Raw genomic sequence first — 21436 nt, forward strand, 5'->3', positions numbered from 1 at the left:
GCACCGAACTTAGTCGAATCCGACCACGTATGGAGTGCTTCGTACGTGAACCGCCGGCACACGGTCGCCGAACTCGTCCTGCGGTCGGCGACCGTGCCCGGCATCGGTCACTGTTGCTCCGCGTTGGCGCGGATCACCTCGCGGACGAAGACGGCGAGACCGGGTGCCTGCGCGTCGTAGTGCTCGGTGAACCGCGGGTCCGCGACGTACATGTCGGCCAGGCAGACCTGCATGGCGTGGTCGCAGTCGTAGAAGCGACCGATCTGTGCCCGGTGCTCCTCGGCGAGTGCGTTGGCCTCCGCCGAACCGGGTGTCACCTCGTGGCGCATGGCGTCTGCCAGGCGTCGTTCCAGGTCGTCGGTCTCGTCCTTGATGCGCTGCCAGTCCTGCTTGGAGTACTTCGCGGTCCGCGTCTGGCTCTGCTTCCAGGCGTCGGTGTCGCCCCAGCGCTCCTCGGCTTCGGCGGCATACTCCTCGCCAGGCCATTGGTCCCCGAAGATCTCGGCCTGCTCTGCCGCCGACAGGGCGATGCCTTCCTTCTTGGCGTTCATCATCTCCTCCAGTGATGCGACCATCCGGAGCAGGCGATCGATCCGCTCGGTCAGCAGCTCGTGCTGCGTCTCGAGGTGACCCAGCGGGTCCACGTCCGGATCGTCGAGCAGGGTCGCTATCTGCTCGAGGGAAAAGCCCAGCTCACGGTAGGTGAGTACCTGGTGGAGACGTTCGATGTCGGTGTCGTCGTAGACGCGATAACCGGCCGGGGTCCGGCCGGATGGCACCACCAGACCGACCTGGTCGTAGTGATGCAGGGTGCGGATACTGACCCCCACCAACCCGGCGACGACACCCACGGTCAGGTCGCGGGTGTCCTTGCTCTCGGTGCGCTTTTCCTCGCTCACGGGACCTACCCTGATGCCTGACGTCGCGTGAGGGTCAAGCGCCGGCGGGCGGGGTCGGCATCACGGTGCGAAACCGATCACCGTGGTGCCCTTCTGGCAGGCTGCCAGGACGCCCTCGAGCTGCGAGGGCGCGCAGGTCCAACCGGCCACCGACTGCTGCTGGCCGGTGGTGATCTTCGGTCCGTACTGGGTGGCGATGCTCCGAGCCGAGTCGCAGGTCACGTCGCCGGCGAGGACCAGTACGCGCAGCGCGCCGTCGGGACCGGGAATGGTGCCGCAGGTGGTGTCGGAGTCGTCGGAGGCGACCGTGCTCGACGGTGTCGTCGACACCGGTTTGCGACCGGGGACCACCGGGGGCGAGGTCGCGGGACCGTCGGTCTGCTCACTCGTCGCGGCCGCACTGGTGGCCGGCATCGACGAAGCCGCGGTGACGTCCTGCTCCTCGCCGCACGCAGCCAGCGCCATCATCGCCACCGACAGCCCGAGGGTCGCGCCCGCGACCCTCACTGCCGTGGAAAGGCTGTTCGCTGCGGTACCGGGTGTGCGAGTTCTGCGCGACATGGTTTCCCACCGTAGCGAACGTGGCGGTCGTCGCACCAAGGCCGTATGCCCGCGCCGGTTTGGGTGACACGGCTCGACCTGCGAAGATTCTCGGCGTGAGCAGTACCGGAACCGACATCGCCGACCCCACGTACACCGTCGGCACGACCCTGCCCGGCACCCGTGGGCGCACGGGGACGATCGCCACCCCGCACGGGCCGATCCACACCCCTGCGTTCGTGCCCGTCGGTACCAAGGCCACCGTCAAGACGGTCCTGCCCGAGTCCGTCGCCGCCTTGGGCGCCCAGGCAGTACTCGCGAACGCCTACCACCTCTATCTGCAGCCGGGGCCGGAGATCATCGACGCGGCGGGTGGGCTCGGGGCGTTCATGAACTGGCGGGGCCCCACCTACACCGACAGTGGTGGCTTCCAGGTGATGTCGCTCGGTGCGGGGTTCAAGAAGGTCATCTCGATGGAGGCCACCGGCACTCCCGACGACGACCTCACCGCCAATGGCAAGGAACGGCTCTCGCGGGTGGACGACGACGGGGTGACCTTCAAGTCACACCTGGACGGCTCGGCTCATCGATTCACCCCCGAGGTGTCGATGCAGATCCAGCACCAGCTGGGCGCCGACATCATCTTCGCTTTCGACGAGTTGACCACGCTGATGAACACCCGTGACTACCAGGTGAATTCGCTGGAGAGAACGCGACTGTGGGCGATCCGGTGCCTCGATGAGCACAATCGGTTGAGCGTCGAGCGTGCGCATCGGCCGCAGCAGTCCCTGTGGGGGGTCATCCAGGGCGCGCAGTACGAGGATCTGCGGCGCAAAGCGGCGCGCGATCTCGTCGCGCTGAGCGAGGCGGACCGTGCTGTCGGCGGCAAGGGTTTCGGCGGCTACGGCATCGGTGGCGCACTCGAGAAGGACAACCTCGGCACCATTGTCGGCTGGGTCAACGACGAGCTCCCGGAGGACTCCCCGAAGCATCTACTGGGGATCAGTGAACCCGACGACATCTTCACCGCCATCGAGAACGGCGTGGACACCTTCGACTGCGTGTCGCCCACCCGGGTCGCCCGCAATGGTGCGATCTACTCACTCGACGGCCGGTACAACGTGACCAATGCCAAGTACCGCAGCGACTTCCGGTCGCTCGACCCCGAGGTGGAAAACTACACGTCGCAGTACAGCCGGGCCTACCTGCACCATCTGTTCAAGGCGAAGGAAGGACTCGGCGCGACTCTCGCGACGCTGCACAACGTGTCGTTCATCGTCACTCTCGTCGACCGAGCCCGCGAGGCCATCGAGAACGGCACGTACACCGAGTACCGCGACGAATTCCTGCGCCGCTACTACGGGGGCTCCACAGAGGCCGTGACCGATGTCTAGAAGGGCGGCGGGTTGGCGTCGTTCCAGCGTTTGTCGGCGCGCTGCTGGCGTCGGAAGTCGTTGTCGCGCAGGTCGTTGAGCCTCGACCGTGCTGGGTGATCGGGTGGCCGGCTCGGGGTGAGCTTGTTGAACAGGTCGCGTCCGCTGAAGGCGTTGCCGACGAACATGTGTCCGGTGGGTGTGGTGTACCAGGCGGTCTGGAGTTCGTCTTGGTGGTCCTGCCAGCTGGTGAAGGTCTTGATGCGGTGATGAAACCGGCACAGCGGCTTCAGATTGCGCGCATCGGTCGGGCCGCCGCGACGTGGGTCGGCGTGGTCGAAGGGTTCGGTGTGGTCGAGGTCGATCTGCCAGACCGGCGCATTGCAGCCCGGAAAGGTGCAGCACAGTTCGCCCGCACGAACCAGGGCCTGCAGCTTCTTCGACGGGGCGTACCGGGTCGCTGAACTGTTGGCGTCGGCGACCGGTGCTGGGGCCGGTGGGGCGTCGGGGTTGGCGGGGGTGGGATGGATGTAGGTGCGTCGGGCTTCGGCTAGAAGGGTTCGGGCGGTGTCGGCGTCAAGGATGCTGTGCCGGTCGAGAAACGCGGGATCGTCGTCGAGACCGATCAGCGTCGACAGATTCACCACGATGTGGAAGGTCGCGCGCGGTGCGAGCGATGGTGAGGCGTTCGTGTCGCGGGGCTCGGCGACCACGCTGTCGGCGGACGGGTCCACGACACGTTCAGCGGCGGCGGCTACTTCCGCATCGACGTCGTGCGGCGAGTCGGTGTCGCCTGGGGCAGCGGCGCAGTCGTCGCATAGGCAGGTGAGAGCCGCTTCGCCCCGGGCGAGGGCTTTGAGGGCGTCGGCGCGTCGCATGGGCAGGGTTCGAGGGTCACCGGCATGGACCGCGGTGGCCATCGACGACAGCCGGGCATCGAACTCGGCGGCATCGGCGGCGGGCAGCGTGCCGCCGATCCGGGACTGTCCGGGTGTGAACCGATCAGGCGTGACCGTCACCTTGCGATCACCCTTCACCCGCTCTTTGCGTCGGCGGATCGCGTCGGGCGCCCACTTGGCGACGATCGAGTCGACCATGGCGGTGAAGCGCGCCGTCGACATCGGCGCGCGGGCGAAGGTCGCCTCGGCCAGATGGGCGTCGACGGTCTGCATCTCGTCGGTATCGGTGATGAGGTCGGTGCGTTTGAGGGCGATCAGGAAGCGACGCTTGTCGATTCGACCGCACGCCAGGGCGTGTCCGGTGAAGGCGAGTCGATAGCGCAGCGCGTCACCGGCCTCGATCAGCTCTTTCGCCTCGGCCGGTGTCACCGTCAGAGTGGCACCGACTTCGGCGATGGCCTGCTCGAGTCCGTTCGGGCCGAACTGCTCGTAGGGGTTCTCGCCGGCGGCCACCCGCGCTGACAGGTTCTCGAAGGCTTCGATGGAGTCGAGTTCGCCGCTGTGGGTCTCGGCGCGCTGCTGGGCGTAGTCCATCTCGCGCTCGTCGTGAATGAGGCTGGCAACGACCATCATTCGATGCGCGGACGCTGCCGCCAGCCCGGCGCAATGACTCAACACCTCGATGAGTTCGGAGGCGGCGAGTTCATCGTCGAGACGAAGGCGTGGTTCGACCGAGTGCTGTGATGGGTCCACCGATGTGGATTCGGCCCCCGCCCCCGATGGCATGCCTCCACAATACTCGAACATACGTTCGAGTCAAGGATCGATTTCCCGATCGCCATTTCTCTGGCAATCGAATCACGCCGCACCGACAGGAGCTGCGGGTCGCCTCGGTGGCCTCGACGGGCGGCCTCGACGGGCGCGGCGTCCTCGCTTCGCTCGGTCGACGCTGCTCGACCAGCAGGGCACGTCGACGCTGCTCGACCAGCAGGGCACGGCGGCGCTGCTCGACCAGCAGGGCACGGCGGCGCTGCTCGACCAGCAGGGCACGGCGGCGCTGCTCGACCAGCAGGGCGCGGCGGCGCACAACAACGAGCGACGCCGACCGGTGTCAGCGGGAGTCCTCGGCGACCATCCGTTCGCGGATACCGCCGGAGATCCCGGTGCTGCCCGGATTCGGATCGTGGATGGCCCCAGGATGGGCCTTCACGGGTGCTCCCTTCTCCGTTTCCGACTTCACGACTGCCGCCGAGAACCGTTCGGTGATACCCGGCATCACGGAATGAGAAGCGTTCGCAGCCTTGGCCTTGTAACCGACCGGATGGTCGAGCTTCGGATCGGTGCAGGCGGCGACAATGGCCTCGACGACGATCTGCGGGTCGTCCATCGCAGCCATGCGCGGTTCGTGTCCGGTGTAGTTGGCGGCGTGGGTCCACCACGGGGTGTCCACCGCCCACGGCAGGATGGTGCCGACCCGGATGGCGTCGTCACCGGACATCCGCAACTCCTCGGTCAACGAATGGCCGAGACTGCGGACCGCGGATTTGGTTGCGGCGTAGGTGTTCTGCAGGGCCAGCGGCACCGCGGAGTCGACCGAACCGACGTTTACCAGGGTGCCCCGGCCCTGAGCGCGAAATACGCGCAGCGCCGCGTGCGCACCATAGATCAGACCCTTCAGGTTCACGTCGACCAAGCGGGCGTGGTCTTCGATCGGGATGTCCCAGAAGTATCCGACCGCCCCGATCCCGACGTTGTTCACCCACACGTCGATGGAACCGAACCGTTCGAGTGCCGCTGCGGCCAGGTGGCTCACGGCGCGCGGATCGCTGACATCGGTGGTCACCGCCAGCGCGGTCCCGCCCTTGGCGGTGATCTCGGCGACGACCTCGTCGAGTGCAGCGGTTCGACGCGCGGCGACCACCACGTTGGCGCCGAGTTCGCCGAGCCGCACCGCGGCGCCGCGCCCGAATCCACTGGACGCCCCGGCGATGACGACGGTGGAACCGTTGATGTCGTTCGTGTCGGTCATGATGCTGGCCTACCCGAGGCAGGGCCCACCAAACCGGGCCGGCACCGACCGGTGCTCAGGAGGCGGCGCGGGAGTGCCGGAACGTCTCGATCGCGGCGAGGTCGTAGGAGTTCGCGGCCGTCCCGATGCCCTGCGCGACGTGGGCGGCAACCGCGCATCCGAGTTCGGCTGCATCGGCGAGGTCGAGCCCGCGGAGCCGGCCGGTGAGGAAGCCGGCGGAGAACGCGTCGCCGCAACCGGTGGTGTCGACGACGTCCACCGGGAACGCCGGTACGACGATGGTGTCGTCGCCGGTCACGACCAGCGCTCCGTCGGCGCCACAGGTGAGTGCAACGCATCCGACGCCTCGGTCGAGGAGGGCGCGGGCACCGTCCTCGAGGTCATCCGAGCCGGTCAGACCGCGGGTCTGCTCGTCGTTGGGCAACAGATAGTCGAGGTGGGGAAGTGCGTCACCGATCCACTCGAGAAGCCCGGGGTCGCCACCTGCCAGCAGGTCCGCCGAGGTCGTGATCCCGCGCTCGCGTGCTCGGCCCAGGAGCTCGGCGGCGACCGGACCACCGAGGAACTCCGGGCCGCCGAGGTGTACGTGATCCAACCCATCGAGTGCGTCCGAGCCCAGGTCGTCGAGAACGAACTGCGCGTTGGCCCCGATGCAGTGCCACGCGGGCCGGTCTCCGTTGGGCCGGACGGGTATGACCGACGACGACGTCTGGACCCCGCCCTTCGGGACGAGACCGTGTGTGTCGACACCCTCGGCGTCCAGCAGTGCGGTCAGTGAACGTCCGATCGAGTCGGTGCCGATCGCACCGTGGGTCCGTACGGTCGCGCCCAGCCGGCTGAGTACGAGGGCCGTCCCGCCCGCGGTGCCGGCCGCCGAGAAACCGATGGACTCGACAAGCGCGCCGTCAGAACCCTCTGGGAGGGAATCGATTCCGACGACGTGGATGTCCAGCACATGGACGCCCACGGTCGCGATCACGAGGGGGACGATCGGCGGTGGCGAGAGTGTCACGGTCGGTCCTCCTTGGGTGTCCCGTAATCCAGTCGGATGGCCTGGACGATGGTGGACTGTTGTTCGGCGTCGGTCAGCTCGCGGGGTCGGCCCATGCTGCTGGTCCGGTGGAAGAGGGTGGCCAGCCACTCCAGCAGCAGTGCGTTCTCCACGGCGTGATCGAGAGTCGAACCGCGAGCCACTGCACCGTGATTCGCCATCAGCGCGACCTGGGTGTCGGCCAGTGCGGCGGCGACGTTGTCGGCCAGCTCCGCACTGCCGAATGTCGCGTAGGGCGCGATGGGTATCGCACCACCGAGACCGAGCTGCTGATAGTGGAGCACCGGTAGAGACGTCAGTCCGCTGACACAGGCGACCGCGGTTCCGAAGGGTGCGTGGGTGTGCACGATCGCCTGCGCACCCGTTCGCTCGTAGACGCCGAGGTGCAGGTCGAGCTCGGAGGACGGCGCGATCGCCCCGTCGACGATGTCACCGGCGAGAGTCACCACCGTCACGTCGGCTGCCGAGCAGTTCGCGAGAACGACCCCGGTGCCGGTGATCGCCAGGCGCTCACCCACGCGGGCCGAGACATTGCCAGAGGTGCCGATCAGCAGGCCCTCGGCCGCCAGCCGTCGAGCGGCTCCGGCGACATGCTCGCGCACCGACGAGTCGCTCATCGGCCGCGTGGCGCGGCCTGCCGGCGGCCCGAAAAGTTCGCCGGGCGTCTCGCGGAACTCGGAGCACATTGGGTACGTTGGGACCACATACCGGACATTTACGCACATGCCTCAGCGCTCGGCACCCGGTATGAACCACCCGAGCACCAGCGAGAGAGACGATGAGACGCGGAAAGCGCCGAAAACGCCGACGACACCAGTCGGCCCCCTGTTCTGAACTGAATATCCCGGGCAATCCGCCCGGTTCCGGCACCGGGGCGGTCACATGCTGACCGTTCTCGGAATCGGACTCGGAATCCTGGTGGTCTTCTTGATCACCGCCCTCACCGGTTACTTCGTGGCCCAGGAATTCGGCTACATGGCGGTCGACCGGTCCCGCCTCAAGGCCCGCGCCGAATCCGGCGACGCCGCCGCGAAACGCGCACTCGCAGTCACGCGCCGCACATCCTTCATGCTCTCCGGCGCGCAGCTGGGCATCACTGTCACCGGTCTTCTCGTCGGTTACGTTGCCGAACCCCTGATCGGTTCCGGTGTCGGCGAGCTGCTCGGCGGCGTGGGCATCCCGGTCGGGGTGGGTGTCGCGATCGGCACGATCATCGCGATCATCTTCTCCACCGTCGTGCAGATGGTCTTCGGCGAACTGTTCCCCAAGAACCTCGCCATCGCCCGCCCGGAGCCGGTCGCGCGATGGCTCGCGCGGTCGACCACGATCTACCTGGCCGTGTTCGGCTGGCTCATCGCACTGTTCGACAAGTCGTCCAACCTGTTGCTCCGGGCGCTGCGCATCGAACCCGTCCACGACGTCGAGCATTCCGCGTCGGTGCGCGACCTCGAGCACATCGTCGCCGAGTCCCGGGACGCGGGCGACCTCCCCGACGATCTGTCCGTCCTGCTCGACCGCGTACTCGAATTCCCCACGCGCACAGCCGAGCACGCCATGATCCCGCGGCCCAACACCGATCACGTCGACGCGGATCTACCGGCCGGCGACGTGCTCACGTTGATGAGCACCGGGCACACGCGTTACCCCGTGCTCGCCGGTGGTGACGGTGAGGTACGTGGTGTGATCCATCTGCAGGATCTCCTGGAGTGGAACCACGCGCTGAAACAGCAACCGCCGCAGGCCGACCCGGCGGCAACCGCGGTCGACCTCAGCCGTCGCGCGGTGGTGGTGCCCTCGACGCTGCCACTGCCCGAGGTGCTGGAGAATCTCGCCGACGCGCATGACGAGATGGCGGTGGTCATCGACGAATACGGCGGCTTCGCAGGCGTCGTGACCGCCGAGGACATCGCCGAGGAACTCGTCGGCGAGATCGACGACGAACACGACTCCGAGGCGACCGTCGCCATCGAGGAGAGCCCGGAAGGTTGGCGCGTGCGGGGCGACGCACACGTCGACGAGGTCTCCCGGACCGTCGGCTGGGACCTCCCCGAGGGCGACTACGAGACGATGGCCGGACTGGTGATCGCCGAGTTCGTCGGGCTCCCGGAGGTCGGCGACACGGTGACGATCGCGATCGACCCCGACCCGTCGTCCCTGCTCGAGGACGACGACACGCCACCCCGCACCGTGCGGGCCACCGTGCTCGAAGTGGAGAAGCGCGTACCCGCGCTGCTGTCGATAAGCGTCGCCCAAGAACCGAACGTTCCAGAAGGGAAGATCACGGACGTGAAGAGCCCGGCCGAGAACGGAGAGGGGAACGACAATGGATAACCCGTGGGTCATCGTGGCCATCACCGCGGGCCTGATCGCTTCCAGCGCGTTCTTCGTCGCGGTCGAATTCGCCCTGATCGCCGCCCGGCGGCACCGGCTCGAGGATGCGGCCGCGACCAGCGGCAGCGCACGTGCGGCGCTACGCAGCGCATCGGAACTGTCGGTCCTGCTCGCCGGATCGCAGCTCGGTATCACGGTGTGCACGCTCGCGCTCGGTTCGATCACCAAGCCGGCCGTGCACTACTGGCTGACGCCGTTGTTCGCGGGCTGGGGGCTGCCGTACTGGTCGGCCGACGTGATCGGTTTCGTCCTGGCGCTCATCATCGTGACGTTCCTGCATCTCGTCGTCGGCGAGATGGCGCCGAAGTCGTGGGCGATCGCCCACCCGGAGAAGTCGGCGATCATGCTCGCGATCCCGATGCGCGCCTTCATGTGGGTCACGCGGCCATTCATCGTGCAGCTCAACCACCTGGCCAACTGGTGCCTCAAGCGCGTCGGTGTCGAACCCGTGGATCAGGTCGCGACCGGACAGGACAGCGACGCCCTGCGGCACCTGGTGGAGCACTCGGCCACCGTGGGCACGCTCGACGAGCGGTACCACGCCCACCTGACCAGTGCGCTGGAACTGGAATCGCTGACCGTCGGCGATGTCGTGACACCCAACGACCACCTGGCTGTCGTCGGTCCGAGCGCGGACACCGATCAGATCCAGACGGCCGGCCGGACCTCGGGGCACCTGCGACTGCTCGTCCGGGACGAGGCGTCCGGGGCACCCGTGCGCGGTGTCGTGCACGTACGCGACAGTCTGAGCGTGTCGCCGGGGACCACGGCGTCCGATCTCATGCGTCCGGTGCTGAGCGTCGAGACCGCCCAGCCGGTGTACGAGGCGCTCACCGCCATGCGGGAACAGCGCGCACACCTCGCGCTGGTCACCGAAGACGGCCGCGCGGTCGGGCTCATCACCATCAACGACGTGCTCCAGCGGTTGCTGTCCACCACGGCGTAGCCGGCGCGAGCGTGCGTCGCTGACCCTTCGTGGCTCGTCGCTATCGCTCCTCGCACCTCAGGGAGCATTGGTTGGCGCCGCTTCCTGAGGTGCGCTCGGAGCCTGCGGAGGGTTACCCCTGCTGCTGCCTGAGGGGCGCCCGGAGGTTGCGGAGGGTTACCCCTGCTGCTGCCTGAGGGGCGCCCGGAGGTTGCGGAGGGTTACCCCTGCTGTTCCCTGAGGTGCGAGCGGAGCGAGCCACGAAGGGCGCCTACACCCACTCGTCGGCCGTGAGGAACCACGGCTCGGACGGCAGCGCCGCGGGGTCGAAGCGGTCGCTCAGGAGCGGGAGGGTCACGGGCTCCTCCCGGCCCCCGAGCCGCAGCGAATGCGCGATGCGGGACAGCACCGTCGGTGCAGCCACGCCTTCGGCAGCAAGGTCGGCCAGGGTGACCGCCCCGTCCCGCTTGCTGAGCCGGATCCCGTTGGCATTGAGCACCATCGGGACGTGGGCGTATGTCGGTGGGGTTGCCCCGAGCAGTGTCGCGAGGTAGGCCTGCCGGGGTGCCGACGACAGGAGGTCGTCGCCGCGGACGACCTGGTCGATCTCCTGCGCGGCGTCATCGACGACCACGGCCAGGTTGTAGGCCGGGGTGCCGTCGTTCCGCTGGAGCACGAAGTCGTCGACGGTGCCCGAATACGCGCCGTGCAGCAGGTCGTCGACGCCGAACTCCTCGACGTCGGCGCGGAGTCGGATCGCGGGTGGCCGGGTTGCGCGCCGTTCGTCGCGTTCGACCGCGGTGAGGTCGCGGCACGTGCCGGGGTAGGCGCCCTGTGGTGCGTGCGGCGCGGACGGCGCCTCGAGGATCTCGCGGCGGGTGCAGAAGCACTCGAAGGTACGACCGGCGTCGCGTAGGCCGTCGATGACGGAGCGGTACGTGGCGAGCCGGTCGGTCTGGTGGACGACGGGCGGGTCCCAGTCGATGCCGAGGGCCACAAGGTCGGACAACTGCCGGGAGTCGGCGCCCGGGGCGGCCCGATCGAGATCCTCCATCCGGATCAGGAACCGCCGGCCGGTGGTCCGAGCGAAGAGCCAGGCGAGCAGGGCGGTCCGCAGGTTGCCGACGTGGAGGTCCCCGGACGGGGAGGGCGCGTACCGGCCCGCGTGCTGCGTCGACATCGCGTCGAGATTACCGCCCGGCGATGAGAATCGGCGGCCGGACCGGTCTGCCTGTGCGGCCCGGACGACGATCACACCGGGTACGCGACCGCGCGTCGGCGTTGCGGTCGCGTCGAGGAGTGAGGAACGATGAGTTTCATGGATCTTCCGGTCATGCCGCCTGTTGCGCCGATGCTGGCCAAGGCGGTGACCAGCGTGCCGCCACAACCGGACGGTTCAGTGGCGTGGTCGTACGAACCCAAGTGGGATGGTTTTCGCGCGTTGATCTTCCGCGACGGCGACGAGGTGTCGATCGGATCGCGGGGCGGCAAGGACCTGGCACGGTACTTCCCCGAGATCGTCGCGGCGGCCAAGGCGGAACTACCCGACAAAGTGGTTCTCGACGGCGAGATCGGGGTGCCTGCGCTCATCGGCGACACCCATCGGCTGGACTGGGATTCGCTGGCGCAGCGGATCCATCCCGCCGAGTCGCGGGTGAACATGCTTGCCGCGAAGACGCCGGCGATCTTCATCGGCTTCGACGCCCTCGCGCTGGAGACGACGAGCGTGAAAGACGAACCCTTCGAGGTCCGGCGGGAGGCACTGCTGCGGGCCGTCGGTCCGGGCGGGCGGGATCGTCGCGTGCATGTCAGCCGCGTGACGAGCGACCCGGCTGTCGCCGAGGACTGGTTCTCCGCGTTCGAGGGCGCCGGGCTCGACGGGGTCGTCGCCAAGCGACTCGACGGCGTGTACGTCGAGAACAAGCGGGAGATGCTGAAGATCAAACACAAGCGAACCGCGGACTGTGTGATCTTCGGTTACCGGATTCACAAGTCCGGCAACGGCATCGGATCGATGCTTCTCGGACTGTACGGCGACGACGGCGAGCTGCGGATGGTCGGGGGAGCGGGGGCTTTCTCCGACGCCAAGCGGATCGAGTTGCAGGAGATGTTCGAGCCGATGCGGCTCGATCCCGAGAAGGCGTCACCGGGTGAGCCGACGCGGTGGCGATCGGAGAAATCGGGGGAGTGGATTCCGATCCGCCCGGAGCTGGTCGCGGAGTTCGCCTACGACCAGATGGAGAACCACCGGTTCCGGCACACGGTGAAATTCCTGCGGTGGCGGCCCGATCGAGAGCCCCACAGTTGCGGCTACGACCAGCTCGACGTGCCGCTGACCTACGACCTCCACGACGTCCTCGAAGGGCAATGACCATGGCATCTCGTTCTCCCGCCGAGGAACTCGACGTCGACGGCGTCGCCGTCCGGATGAGCAACCCGGACAAGATCTACTTCCCCGAACTCGGCGAGGACGGTGGTCGCAAACGCGATCTCGTCGGGTACTACCGCACCGTCGCATTGGGTGTCGACGACAGCGGCGACGGCCCGTTGATGGGCGCGGCCCGCGACCGCCCGACGTTCTTGCAGCGGTTTCCCGACGGCGTCGAGGGTGACGAGATCTACCAGAAGCACATCGCGAAGAAGCGACCCGATCATGTGCAGTCCACCCCGATCGTGTTCCCCTCGAAGCGAACCGGCGATGCGATCCGGCCCACGGTGCCCGCTGATCTCGTCTGGGGCGCGAATCTGGGCACCGTCACCTTCCACACCTGGCCGACGCTGCACCCCGACAACGACCACCCCGATCAACTCCGCATCGACCTCGATCCGCAACCCGGTACGACCTTCGAGGATGTCCGGCGGGTGGCGATCGAGGGATTGAGGCCGCTGCTCGACGAACTGGGCTTCGCCGGATTCGTGAAGACGTCCGGCGGGCGGGGAGTGCACGTATACGTGCCCATCGAGCCGTTGTGGGACTTCATCGCGACCCGGCGCTGCGTCATCGCGATCGCCCGGGAACTCGAACGTCGCGACCCGGACGGGGTCACCACGTCGTGGTGGAAAGAGGAACGGGGAGAACGGATCTTCATCGACTTCAATCAGAATGCGCGTGACCGCACGATGGCGTCACCGTATTCCGTTCGACGCAGCGCCCGCGCCCGGGTGTCGACGCCGGTCACCTGGGACGAACTCGCCGACGTCGACCCGGACGATTGCACGATGGCCACGGTCCCGAAGCTTCTCGCCGATCGAGGCGACCCGTGGGCCGACATCGCCGACCATCGGCGCGGCGTCGAGAAGCTGCTGGAGATGGTGCAGGCCGATGACGCAAACGGACTGGGCGATATGCCCTATCCGCCCAGCTATCCCAAGATGCCGGGTGAACCGCCGCGTGTGCAACCGAGCAAGAAGGTCGCCGAACACTGGGACGAGAAGGGTAATCGGCGAGCCGACGGTTGAGGGGTGCAGCTCAGCGGCGCAGCGCTTCCCCGGCCCAGGTGGCGAAGCTCTGCCAGCCGACATCGGGGAAGCGCCGATGCAGCGTGGGGATGTCGACCTCGTAGCCGCGATCGCCGAGGAACGTGAACATCGCCCGCATGTCCTCGGACTCGATGCGTTCGGGGTCATAGGACTCCGCGGTGACCGTCGTGCCGAGGACCTCGCCGATGATCCGCGCCATCTCGGCCGGCGTCGGCTGATCGGAGGCGAGGTCGATGCGCTGCCCCACGTGGACGTCGGGCGCCGCGAACAGCGTGGCGACGAGTCGACCGAGGTCGCGACGCGAGAGTTGTTGCAGCGGCTTGTCGGCGGGCATCGCGATCGGCATCACGCCCGCAGCCAAGGCGTCGGCCCCGCCGAGCAGGTTGTCGAAGAAGTAGGCCGGGCCGACGATCGTGTGCGGGATCTCGGTGGCCGCCAACATCTGCTCGACCTCGAACTTGGAATCGAAATGAGGCACGCCGGTCTCACGATCGGCTGACGCGACCGAGGAGAACACCAGGTACGGGATGGAGGCGGATGTGGCCGCTTCGATCAGTGCGCGACCCTGACCGATCTCGGCGCCGACCCCGGATTCGAACGGCGTCGTGAGCGCGAACACACCGGCCGAACCGGTGAACGCCTCGGTCAGACCCACGCCACTCACGATGTCGCCGACCGCGAGTTCGACTCCTCGGTCGGCCAGGCGCGCGGCTTTGCTCGACACCGCGTCCCGCACGACGGCGCGGACCGGGAAACCGGCCTCGAGCAGCGCGTCGAGCACGGCGCCGCCCTGCCCTCCGGTGGCTCCGACGACAACGACAGGAGAGGAATCCGCCATGCCGTCGACCCTAGCGGTCGTGCGTGCCCGCCGGACGGTTTGGGTGTGCGCGCGGTCGGCGGCTATCATCTCGTCGTTGGAGGATTCGCCTAGTGGCCTATGGCGCTCGCCTGGAACGCGGGTTGGGTTAACAGCCCTCAGGGGTTCGAATCCCCTATCCTCCGCCACCGAAGGTCCGCAGTGACATCCGTCTGGGTGACACCGCGGGCCTTCGTCGTTTCCGGGCGGATCGAGCCTCGTCGAACGGCTTCGAGGACCCCGGCTCGCGCCGCCGGAACCCCTCGCTACACTGGACGACGGATCCCGCGCGGCGTGCATCCTGTGAACTCCCCCAGGGCCGGAAGGCAGCAAGGGTCAACGGGCTCTCTCGGGTGCGCGGGGTCCCCTATATCCCAGATACGAAGATCCAGTCTGCGGCGTCGGCCACCCGCACCGGCGTCGAGCCGCGAGAGGGCCAACGTTGAATTTTCACTCGATGAGTGCCGACCAACTCCGGAACACCCAGGCGGATCTGACCAAGCAATACGAGTCGCTACGCGCGCTGGGCCTCAAGCTCGACCTCACCCGCGGCAAGCCGTCCCCGGAGCAGCTCGATCTCTCCAACCCACTCCTGTCGCTGCCCGGCGATGAGTTCCGCGACGGTGCGGGCACCGACACCCGCAACTACGGCGGACTCAACGGACTCCCCGAGCTGCGCGGGATCTTCGGTGAACTCCTCGCCGTCGACCCCGACAACCTCATCGCGCTCGGCAACTCCAGCCTCGAGATCATGCACGACCTCACCGTGTTCGCGGTGCTACACGGCACCGCCGATTCCGATGAGCCCTGGGGACGTCAACCGATCAAGTTCCTGTGTCCCTCGCCCGGTTACGACCGCCATTTCGCGATCACCGAGAGCCTCGGCATCGAGATGATCCCGGTGCCGATGCTGCCCGACGGCCCGGACGTGCGCGTGTGCGCCGAACTCGTCGCCGCCGACCCGAGCATCAAGGGCATGTGGGCCGTCCCGACCTACTCGAACCCGACCGGCGTGACCTTCTCCGAGGAGGTCACCCGGGGACTGCTCGAGATGTCCGCGGCGCCGGACTTCCGGATCTACTGGGACAACGCGTACGTCGTCCACACCCTGGTGGAGAACCCGCCGACCGCACTCCCGATCCTCGAGATGGCAGCACAGGCCGGACACCCGAATCGCGTCTACGTCCTCGGCTCGACGTCGAAGATCACCTTCGCCGGTGCGGGTGTGTCGTTCTTCGGATCGTCGCCGGAGAACCTTGCCTGGTTCAGCAAGTATCTGTCGCTGAAGACCATCGGGCCCGACAAGGTCAATCAGCTGCGGCACCTGAAGTTCTTCGGCGACGCCGACGGCGTGCGGGCGCACATGGCCCGCCACCGGGAGATCCTCGCCCCGAAATTCAAGCTCGTGCTCGACATCCTCGAGGATCGGCTCACGGAGTCGAAGGTCGCGTCGTGGTCGGAGCCCGAGGGCGGCTACTTCATCAGCCTCGACGTCGTCGACGGCGCTGCTCGACGCACCATCGAACTGGCCAAAGAGGCCGGTATCGCGCTCACCGGCGCCGGGTCGGCGTTCCCGTACAAGACCGACCCGCACGACCAGAACATCCGCCTCGCACCCACGTTCCCGAACACCGACGACCTACGGGCCGCGATGGACGGGGTGTCCACGTGCGTCCTGCTGGCCTCGGCGGAGACGCTGCTCGCCCGGTCCAGCTGACGTCGGCGGCACACGCGGCCGCCCGACATCGTCGGCGGGAGCCGCTGACGGTGCCGACACACCCGGCAACGCGCCGAGAACGGCGTTAGATTGCTCTCATTCTCCGGCGAGTGCGCTGGCGTGCACTCCACTTTGTGACAGGCTTTCAAATCGTGAATCTGCCCAGGCCGGTTCTTCTCGCAACCGGGTTCGCCGTCGTGGGGGTCATCGCACTGGCGCTCCAGGACGTCGTCGTACCCTTGGGCGCCCAATTCTGGGGATTGCTGAACAACCAGATCGACCTCGCCGTGTACCAGGCGGGCGCGCGATCGGTGACCAATGGCGTCAGCCTCTACGACGTCAAGATGATCGAAGACCTGGACTACACGTATTCACCGTTCTCCGCGTTGCTCTTCACCCCGCTGGCCTGGATCTCCTTCGACCTCGCACGGCCGCTGTGGACCGCAGGGATCGTAGTGGCGCTGTATCTGGTGATCATGCTGAGCTTCCGCACTCTCGGCCGGCCGGTGACCTGGCCGCTGCGGGTGATCGCGCTGTCGCTGGTGGCGGTTGCGATGCTGTTCGAGCCGGTTCGCACGACCATCTGGTACGGCCAGATCAATGTGTTCCTGATGCTCGTGATCCTGGCCGACCTGGCGCGCCCGGACGGCGGACGCCTCAAGGGTTTCTGGACCGGCGTCGCGGCCGGGATCAAGCTGACGCCCCTGATCTTCGCCGGCTACTTCCTCGTGCAGCGGAACTGGCGTGCGCTCGCGGGTGTGGTCGGTGGTTTCGCGACCACGGTGCTCATCGGCTTCGTGGCGTTGCCGGGGGACTCGTGGTCGTATTGGACGGGCAAACTGTTCGAGTCCGACCGGGTCGGGTCGGCGCAGTTGCGCGGCAACCAGTCCCTGCGCGGCATGCTCGCCAACCATCTCGACACCGACACCCCGCCGACGCTGCTGTGGCTGGCCGTGGTGCTGGCGGCACTGGCGGTCGGCTTCGCGGTCGCGACGTACGCACATCGCAAAGGCCAGGAACTCCTGGCGATCAGCATCGTCGGCATGACCGCGTGCGTCGTGTCGCCGATGTCCTGGGGCCATCACTGGGTCTGGTTCATCCCGATACTGGTCATCGGAATCCACCTGCTCCTCGACGTCCGGCGTTCGCGCGCACCACGCGTGTGGGCGGGGGTGGGTGTCGCGGCGCTGGTGCTCGTCGCGTTCTCATGGCCGACGCATGTGCCCGCACTCATCCCCGACGGGTACTACACGGGGTTGTACGTCAAGACGCGCATCACGTGGCTGAATTGGTTCACCGTCAGCCCCTACCTGTGGGCCTACCTCGGTGTGCTCGTTGCCACGGTCGTCGGCCTGCGGATGGTCGGCAGCCGCGGCACCACGCCGCCGTCTTCCGACCCGATCATCCCGCCCGGCGTCGCCGCTGCGGTGATCGCCGACGGCGGGTTACCGACGGGCGCTGCGAGCGGCTCGGGAGGCGAGGACCGGCGACGGACGGACGGGGCCGGGCAAGAGCCCGGATCGAGCGCGTCCGCCGGTCCGTCCGGGCAAACCCCGCGCCGCCCGGTACGGGGCCATGAGATGGCCGATGACCTGGTCGGTACCGATGGCGAACCCGTCGCTGAGACACCCGATCAGGGGCCTGCTCCGACAGTGTGAGGCACACTCATCGAGTGTCACGGGTCGCCGGTAGTCTCGACGCGTGGCTCTGTATCGCACCTATCGCCCGGCTACCTTCGCCGACGTCGTGGGGCAGGAGCACGTCACCGATCCGTTGAGCCGCGCCCTGGACTCCGGTCGCATCAACCACGCGTATCTGTTCTCCGGTCCGCGTGGTTGTGGCAAGACGTCGTCGGCGCGAATCCTGGCTCGCTCGCTGAACTGTGTGGAGGGGCCCACTTCCACGCCGTGCGGAACGTGCAACTCGTGTGTGGCGCTCGCGCCGGGCGGCCCGGGCAACCTCGACGTCATCGAACTCGACGCCGCGAGTCACGGCGGTGTCGACGACACCCGCGAGCTCCGCGACCGCGCGTTCTATGCACCCGCCGAGTCGCGCTACCGCGTGTTCATCGTCGACGAGGCGCACATGGTGACGAACGCGGGTTTCAATGCGCTCCTCAAGATCGTCGAGGAGCCGCCGGAGCATCTGATCTTCGTGTTCGCGACCACCGAACCCGAGAAGGTGCTGCCGACCATCCGGTCGCGAACCCACCACTACCCGTTCCGGTTGCTCGCACCGCCGGTCATGCGCGGTCTGCTCGAAAAGATCTGTGAGCGCGAGAGCGTGACGGTGGCGCCAGAGGTGTACCCGCTCGTCATCCGCGCGGGCGGCGGGTCCCCTCGTGACTCGTTGTCGATCCTGGATCAGCTGCTGGCCGGAGCCGACGACGAGGGGGTCGCCTACGAACGCGCTCTGGCCCTGCTCGGCGTCACCGACGTCGCGCTGATCGACACCGCCGTGGACGCACTGGCCGACGCCGACGGGTCGGCATTGTTCGGCACGGTCGAGAAGGTCGTCGACGCCGGGCACGATCCCCGACGCTTCGCCGTCGACCTGCTCGAACGCCTCCGCGATCTGATCCTGCTGCAAGCGGTTCCGGATGCCGCGGACCGTGGGCTGGTCGAAGCCCCGGGCGACCAGTTGGCGCGGATGCGTGCCCAGATCGAGACCCTCGGCCCGGCGTCGTTGACCCGGTTCGCCGAGATCGTGCACAACGCGCTCGGGGAGATGCGGGGCACGACGTCACCGCGATTGCTGCTCGAGGTGATGTGCGCGCGGATGTTGCTGCCCGCGGTCTCGGCCGACGACGCGGCGCTGCTGCAACGCCTCGAACGACTCGAGTCGGGAATCGGCACGACGTCGATCCCGGTGCCCGCGAAACCAGCTGAGCCCGAACCGGAACCGAAATTCGTCCGACCATCGCAGCGTAAGGCGATGGAGGAGGCCAAGGCAGTCGAGGACTCCGAGCGAGCCGCTGCGGAGGCGGTGGAAGCCGATGCTGCTCAACCTGCTGTCGGACAAGCGGACCAGGCGCCGGTTGCGGTTGTCGCTCCCGAGGTTCCCGAACCCGTCGTTCAGGAACCTGTTGTGCCGGAACCTGTTGTGCCGGAACCTGCTGTGCCGGAGGTGGTTGCGCCGGAGCCGACAGCGCCCGAGCCGACGGTCGTCGAGGCTGCCACGGCCGCCGATGCCGCCGATCCTGTCGACGACGAGTCGATGTTCGACGAGTTGATCGCCGAACAACCGACCGCAGAGGCAGCACCGGCCGACTCGGCGATCGACCCCGTGCTGGATGACGCCACCACGGCAGACGACGTCACCACGGCAGACGACGAAGCGGCGATCCCGATCGAGGTGCCTGCGCCGACGGCTTCCACGCCCACTGTCCACACCGAGCGGACCCCGTCAGTCCACACCGAGCGGACTCCGTCTGTCCACACCGAGCGGACTCCGTCCGCGCCCGAACCGCCGTCGCGCCCGCGGCAGACGCCGTCGCCCGAACCGGAACCGGCCGTCGAACCCGCGTCGGCGACCCCATATGACGACATTCCGCTACCCGACGAGCCCGTCGACGAGTACGACGCCCCGCCACCGGATGCGACGCCGGTCCGCGCCCGTCCGCAAGAACCCGCACCGGCACAGGCCACGGAACCGGAGCCGGAACCGGAGCCCCAGGCGGTCGCCGGGCTCGACGCCGACACGGTTCGCAAGCGATACCAAGACATCCGAGCTGCGGTGCGTGAGCGGTCGAAGAGTCTCGAGCCGATGCTGTCGGCGGCGGTGATCGCCGACGTCGACGGCACGACCGTCGTCCTCTCCCATCCCGTCGAGGTGCTGGTCGGTCGGTTGTCCGCACCCCACGCCGTGACGATCATCCGGGAAGCGCTGAGCGAGGTCTTCGGTACCGACCTCGATGTGCGGACCGTGCACCAGGCGCCCGGCGCCGCCGTCCCCACCGGCACATCGACTGCACCACCGTCGAAGCAACCGGGCAAAGCGCGCCAGTCGTATTCGCGTCCGAGCCGAGCACGTGACCAGTCGGCTACGCCACCGCCAGCACCCGAACCGGTTGCCGAACCGGAGGAGCCCGAGCCGCCACGTGCCGATGAGGACATCCCGCACGACGAACGTGCGGAGATGGTGGCGGATGCGCGTACCGGAAACCCCGAGCAGCGGCTCGACCCCGATCAGGTGGCACTGGAACTGCTCAAATCGGAACTGGGAGCACGGCCGCTCGAGTGAGAGTGAGTCCCTGAGCCCGCGATATCGCATGGCCCTCCGTGGTAGAACGCACAGATGCGACGAGCAGCAGTGCGGGTCGGGCTGTCATTGGCTTCGGTGACGGCGGCGCTCACGATGTCGATGGCGTGCGCCGCCGCCACCCCGACCGCGGCTCCCGCGGGTGGTGCGTCGGGAAGTGATGCCCCATCGGGGCCGGTCGTCGAGGCACCTGTCGTGGGTCCGGGCTCGGCGGTGCGGACGCCGGTCGACCGACGAGTCGACGCGGTCGGTTTCGTCGATGTGCGGACCGCTGTTCCCGACGCCGTCCTCGACCTGCGCTATGCGACGACGAACAACTTCGTCGGCGAGCGCTTGTACCCGCCGAACGCCCGATGCCTGGTTCACGAATCGATGACACCAGGTCTCCGGACCGCCGCGCGGATCCTGCGAGCCGGCGGTGAGGTGCTGGTGTTCTGGGATTGCTATCGACCGCACTCGGTGCAGCAGAGGATGTTCGACAAGGTGCCGGACCCGGCGTGGGTGGCCCGACCGGGGCCGTATTCGACCAGTCACGAAGCCGGACGTTCAGTCGACGTGACACTGGCCGCACGCCGGCCGAACTGCCCGCCCGCCCGTGTCGTCGGCGATCGCTGCCGCCTCGACATGGGGACCGACTTCGACTCCTTCACTCCGCGGGCGACCGCATATGCAACGGACGGGGTGGCGGCGCCGGCACGGGCGGCGCGAACGCGCCTGCGTGACGCGATGGCAGCCGGCGGGTTGACAGTTTATGCGGGGGAGTGGTGGCATTTCGACGGACCCGGCGCCGCAGTCCGCCGCCCGATCATCGACGTGCCGGTCACCTGAGCGTGGCACCAGAAGCGTCGATCTCTGCTCCCTGAGGAGCGAGCTTGCGAGCGTCACGAAGGGTTTCGCAACGTCAGTCACCGGACCCTTCGTGACGCGCCCTCCGCAAGCTCCGGGCGCTCCTCAGGGAGCAGTGGGGTACGCGCCCTCCGCAAGCTCCGGGCGCTCCTCAGGGAGCAGTGGGGTAC

The 21436-nt window shown here is 67.9% G+C and carries 17 protein-coding genes, 1 tRNA gene and 1 other RNA gene; 11 read left to right on the top strand and 8 right to left on the bottom strand.

Going from position 1 to position 21436, the window contains the following annotated elements:
• Positions 1–107: 107 nt before the first annotated feature.
• Together ACFW3F_RS06960 and ACFW3F_RS06965 are read right to left on the bottom strand one after the other, a co-directional pair.
• Positions 108–899: a MerR family transcriptional regulator gene (locus ACFW3F_RS06960; RefSeq protein WP_388055640.1), complete on the bottom strand. Its 792-nt coding sequence runs from the start codon at positions 897–899 to the stop codon at positions 108–110.
• A gap of 60 nt (positions 900–959) precedes the next feature.
• The gene (locus ACFW3F_RS06965; protein WP_388055642.1) at positions 960–1460 is read right to left on the bottom strand and encodes a hypothetical protein; all 501 of its coding nucleotides are present in this window, start codon (positions 1458–1460) and stop codon (positions 960–962) included.
• Between the two features lie 95 nt (positions 1461–1555).
• Between ACFW3F_RS06965 and tgt the strand changes: the two genes are divergently transcribed.
• Positions 1556–2833: a tRNA guanosine(34) transglycosylase Tgt gene (gene tgt / locus ACFW3F_RS06970; protein WP_388055644.1), complete on the top strand. Its 1278-nt coding sequence runs from the start codon at positions 1556–1558 to the stop codon at positions 2831–2833.
• Here the strand turns inward: tgt and ACFW3F_RS06975 are convergent.
• The 4 genes from ACFW3F_RS06975 to ACFW3F_RS06990 all read right to left on the bottom strand — a co-directional run bounded on the left by ACFW3F_RS06975 (position 2830) and on the right by ACFW3F_RS06990 (position 7408).
• Positions 2830–4497: a DUF222 domain-containing protein gene (locus ACFW3F_RS06975; protein ID WP_388055646.1), complete on the bottom strand. Its 1668-nt coding sequence runs from the start codon at positions 4495–4497 to the stop codon at positions 2830–2832. The genes tgt and ACFW3F_RS06975 overlap by 4 nt on opposite strands.
• Positions 4498–4822: 325 nt before the next feature.
• Positions 4823–5740: an SDR family NAD(P)-dependent oxidoreductase gene (locus tag ACFW3F_RS06980; RefSeq protein ID WP_388055648.1), complete on the bottom strand. Its 918-nt coding sequence runs from the start codon at positions 5738–5740 to the stop codon at positions 4823–4825.
• Positions 5741–5795: 55 nt separating this feature from the next.
• Positions 5796–6752: a carbohydrate kinase family protein gene (locus ACFW3F_RS06985; protein WP_388055650.1), complete on the bottom strand. Its 957-nt coding sequence runs from the start codon at positions 6750–6752 to the stop codon at positions 5796–5798.
• On the bottom strand, positions 6749–7408 hold the full coding sequence (locus ACFW3F_RS06990) for a class II aldolase/adducin family protein (protein WP_388055652.1): 660 nt from the start codon (positions 7406–7408) through the stop codon (positions 6749–6751). The genes ACFW3F_RS06985 and ACFW3F_RS06990 overlap by 4 nt, the downstream gene beginning before the upstream one ends.
• 265 nt (positions 7409–7673) lie before the next feature.
• Between ACFW3F_RS06990 and ACFW3F_RS06995 the strand changes: the two genes are divergently transcribed.
• The gene (locus ACFW3F_RS06995; protein WP_388055654.1) at positions 7674–9122 is read left to right on the top strand and encodes a hemolysin family protein; all 1449 of its coding nucleotides are present in this window, start codon (positions 7674–7676) and stop codon (positions 9120–9122) included.
• Complete coding sequence (locus tag ACFW3F_RS07000) at positions 9115–10128, top strand: hemolysin family protein (protein ID WP_388055656.1); 1014 nt, start codon at positions 9115–9117, stop codon at positions 10126–10128. The genes ACFW3F_RS06995 and ACFW3F_RS07000 overlap by 8 nt, the downstream gene beginning before the upstream one ends.
• A 250-nt stretch (positions 10129–10378) precedes the next feature.
• On the opposite strand, the gene gluQRS is transcribed toward ACFW3F_RS07000, so the two are convergent.
• Entirely contained in the window at positions 10379–11287 is a 909-nt protein-coding gene (gluQRS, locus tag ACFW3F_RS07005; RefSeq protein WP_388055658.1) for a tRNA glutamyl-Q(34) synthetase GluQRS, read from the bottom strand.
• 138 nt (positions 11288–11425) lie between these two features.
• Here gluQRS and ACFW3F_RS07010 point away from each other — a divergent pair, with 138 nt between their 5' ends.
• A complete protein-coding gene (locus ACFW3F_RS07010; protein WP_388055684.1) occupies positions 11426–12478 on the top strand; it encodes an ATP-dependent DNA ligase in 1053 nt (350 codons plus the stop codon).
• 2 nt (positions 12479–12480) lie between these two features.
• Positions 12481–13566 (top strand): DNA polymerase domain-containing protein, encoded by a 1086-nt coding sequence (locus ACFW3F_RS07015; RefSeq protein ID WP_388055660.1) that lies wholly within the window; start codon positions 12481–12483, stop codon positions 13564–13566.
• Positions 13567–13576: 10 nt separating this feature from the next.
• Here ACFW3F_RS07015 and ACFW3F_RS07020 read toward each other — a convergent pair whose 3' ends face one another.
• Positions 13577–14425, bottom strand: a complete 849-nt coding sequence (locus ACFW3F_RS07020) for an NmrA/HSCARG family protein (protein WP_388055663.1) — start codon at positions 14423–14425, stop codon at positions 13577–13579.
• A gap of 78 nt (positions 14426–14503) precedes the next feature.
• Here ACFW3F_RS07020 and ACFW3F_RS07025 point away from each other — a divergent pair.
• The 6 genes from ACFW3F_RS07025 (at position 14504) to ACFW3F_RS07050 (ending at position 21248) form a co-directional block, all read left to right on the top strand.
• A tRNA-Ser gene (locus ACFW3F_RS07025) sits at positions 14504–14592 on the top strand.
• A 128-nt stretch (positions 14593–14720) separates the two neighbouring features.
• An RNA gene (gene ffs / locus ACFW3F_RS07030) (signal recognition particle sRNA small type) lies at positions 14721–14815 on the top strand.
• Between the two features lie 70 nt (positions 14816–14885).
• Positions 14886–16160, top strand: coding sequence for an aminotransferase class I/II-fold pyridoxal phosphate-dependent enzyme (locus ACFW3F_RS07035; RefSeq protein ID WP_388055666.1), 1275 nt, complete (start codon positions 14886–14888; stop codon positions 16158–16160).
• Between the two features lie 152 nt (positions 16161–16312).
• Positions 16313–17818 carry a glycosyltransferase 87 family protein gene (locus tag ACFW3F_RS07040; protein ID WP_388055668.1) on the top strand — a complete coding sequence of 502 codons (1506 nt, stop codon included), beginning with the start codon at positions 16313–16315 and terminating at the stop codon, positions 17816–17818.
• A 43-nt stretch (positions 17819–17861) separates the two neighbouring features.
• Positions 17862–20402, top strand: a complete 2541-nt coding sequence (locus ACFW3F_RS07045) for a DNA polymerase III subunit gamma and tau (protein ID WP_388055670.1) — start codon at positions 17862–17864, stop codon at positions 20400–20402.
• A 54-nt stretch (positions 20403–20456) separates the two neighbouring features.
• A complete protein-coding gene (locus tag ACFW3F_RS07050; protein ID WP_388055672.1) occupies positions 20457–21248 on the top strand; it encodes a M15 family metallopeptidase in 792 nt (263 codons plus the stop codon).
• Positions 21249–21436: the final 188 nt, after the last annotated feature.

The organism is Gordonia sp. NPDC058843, from assembly GCF_042743165.1.
Taxonomy (GTDB): Bacteria; Actinomycetota; Actinomycetes; order Mycobacteriales; family Mycobacteriaceae; genus Gordonia.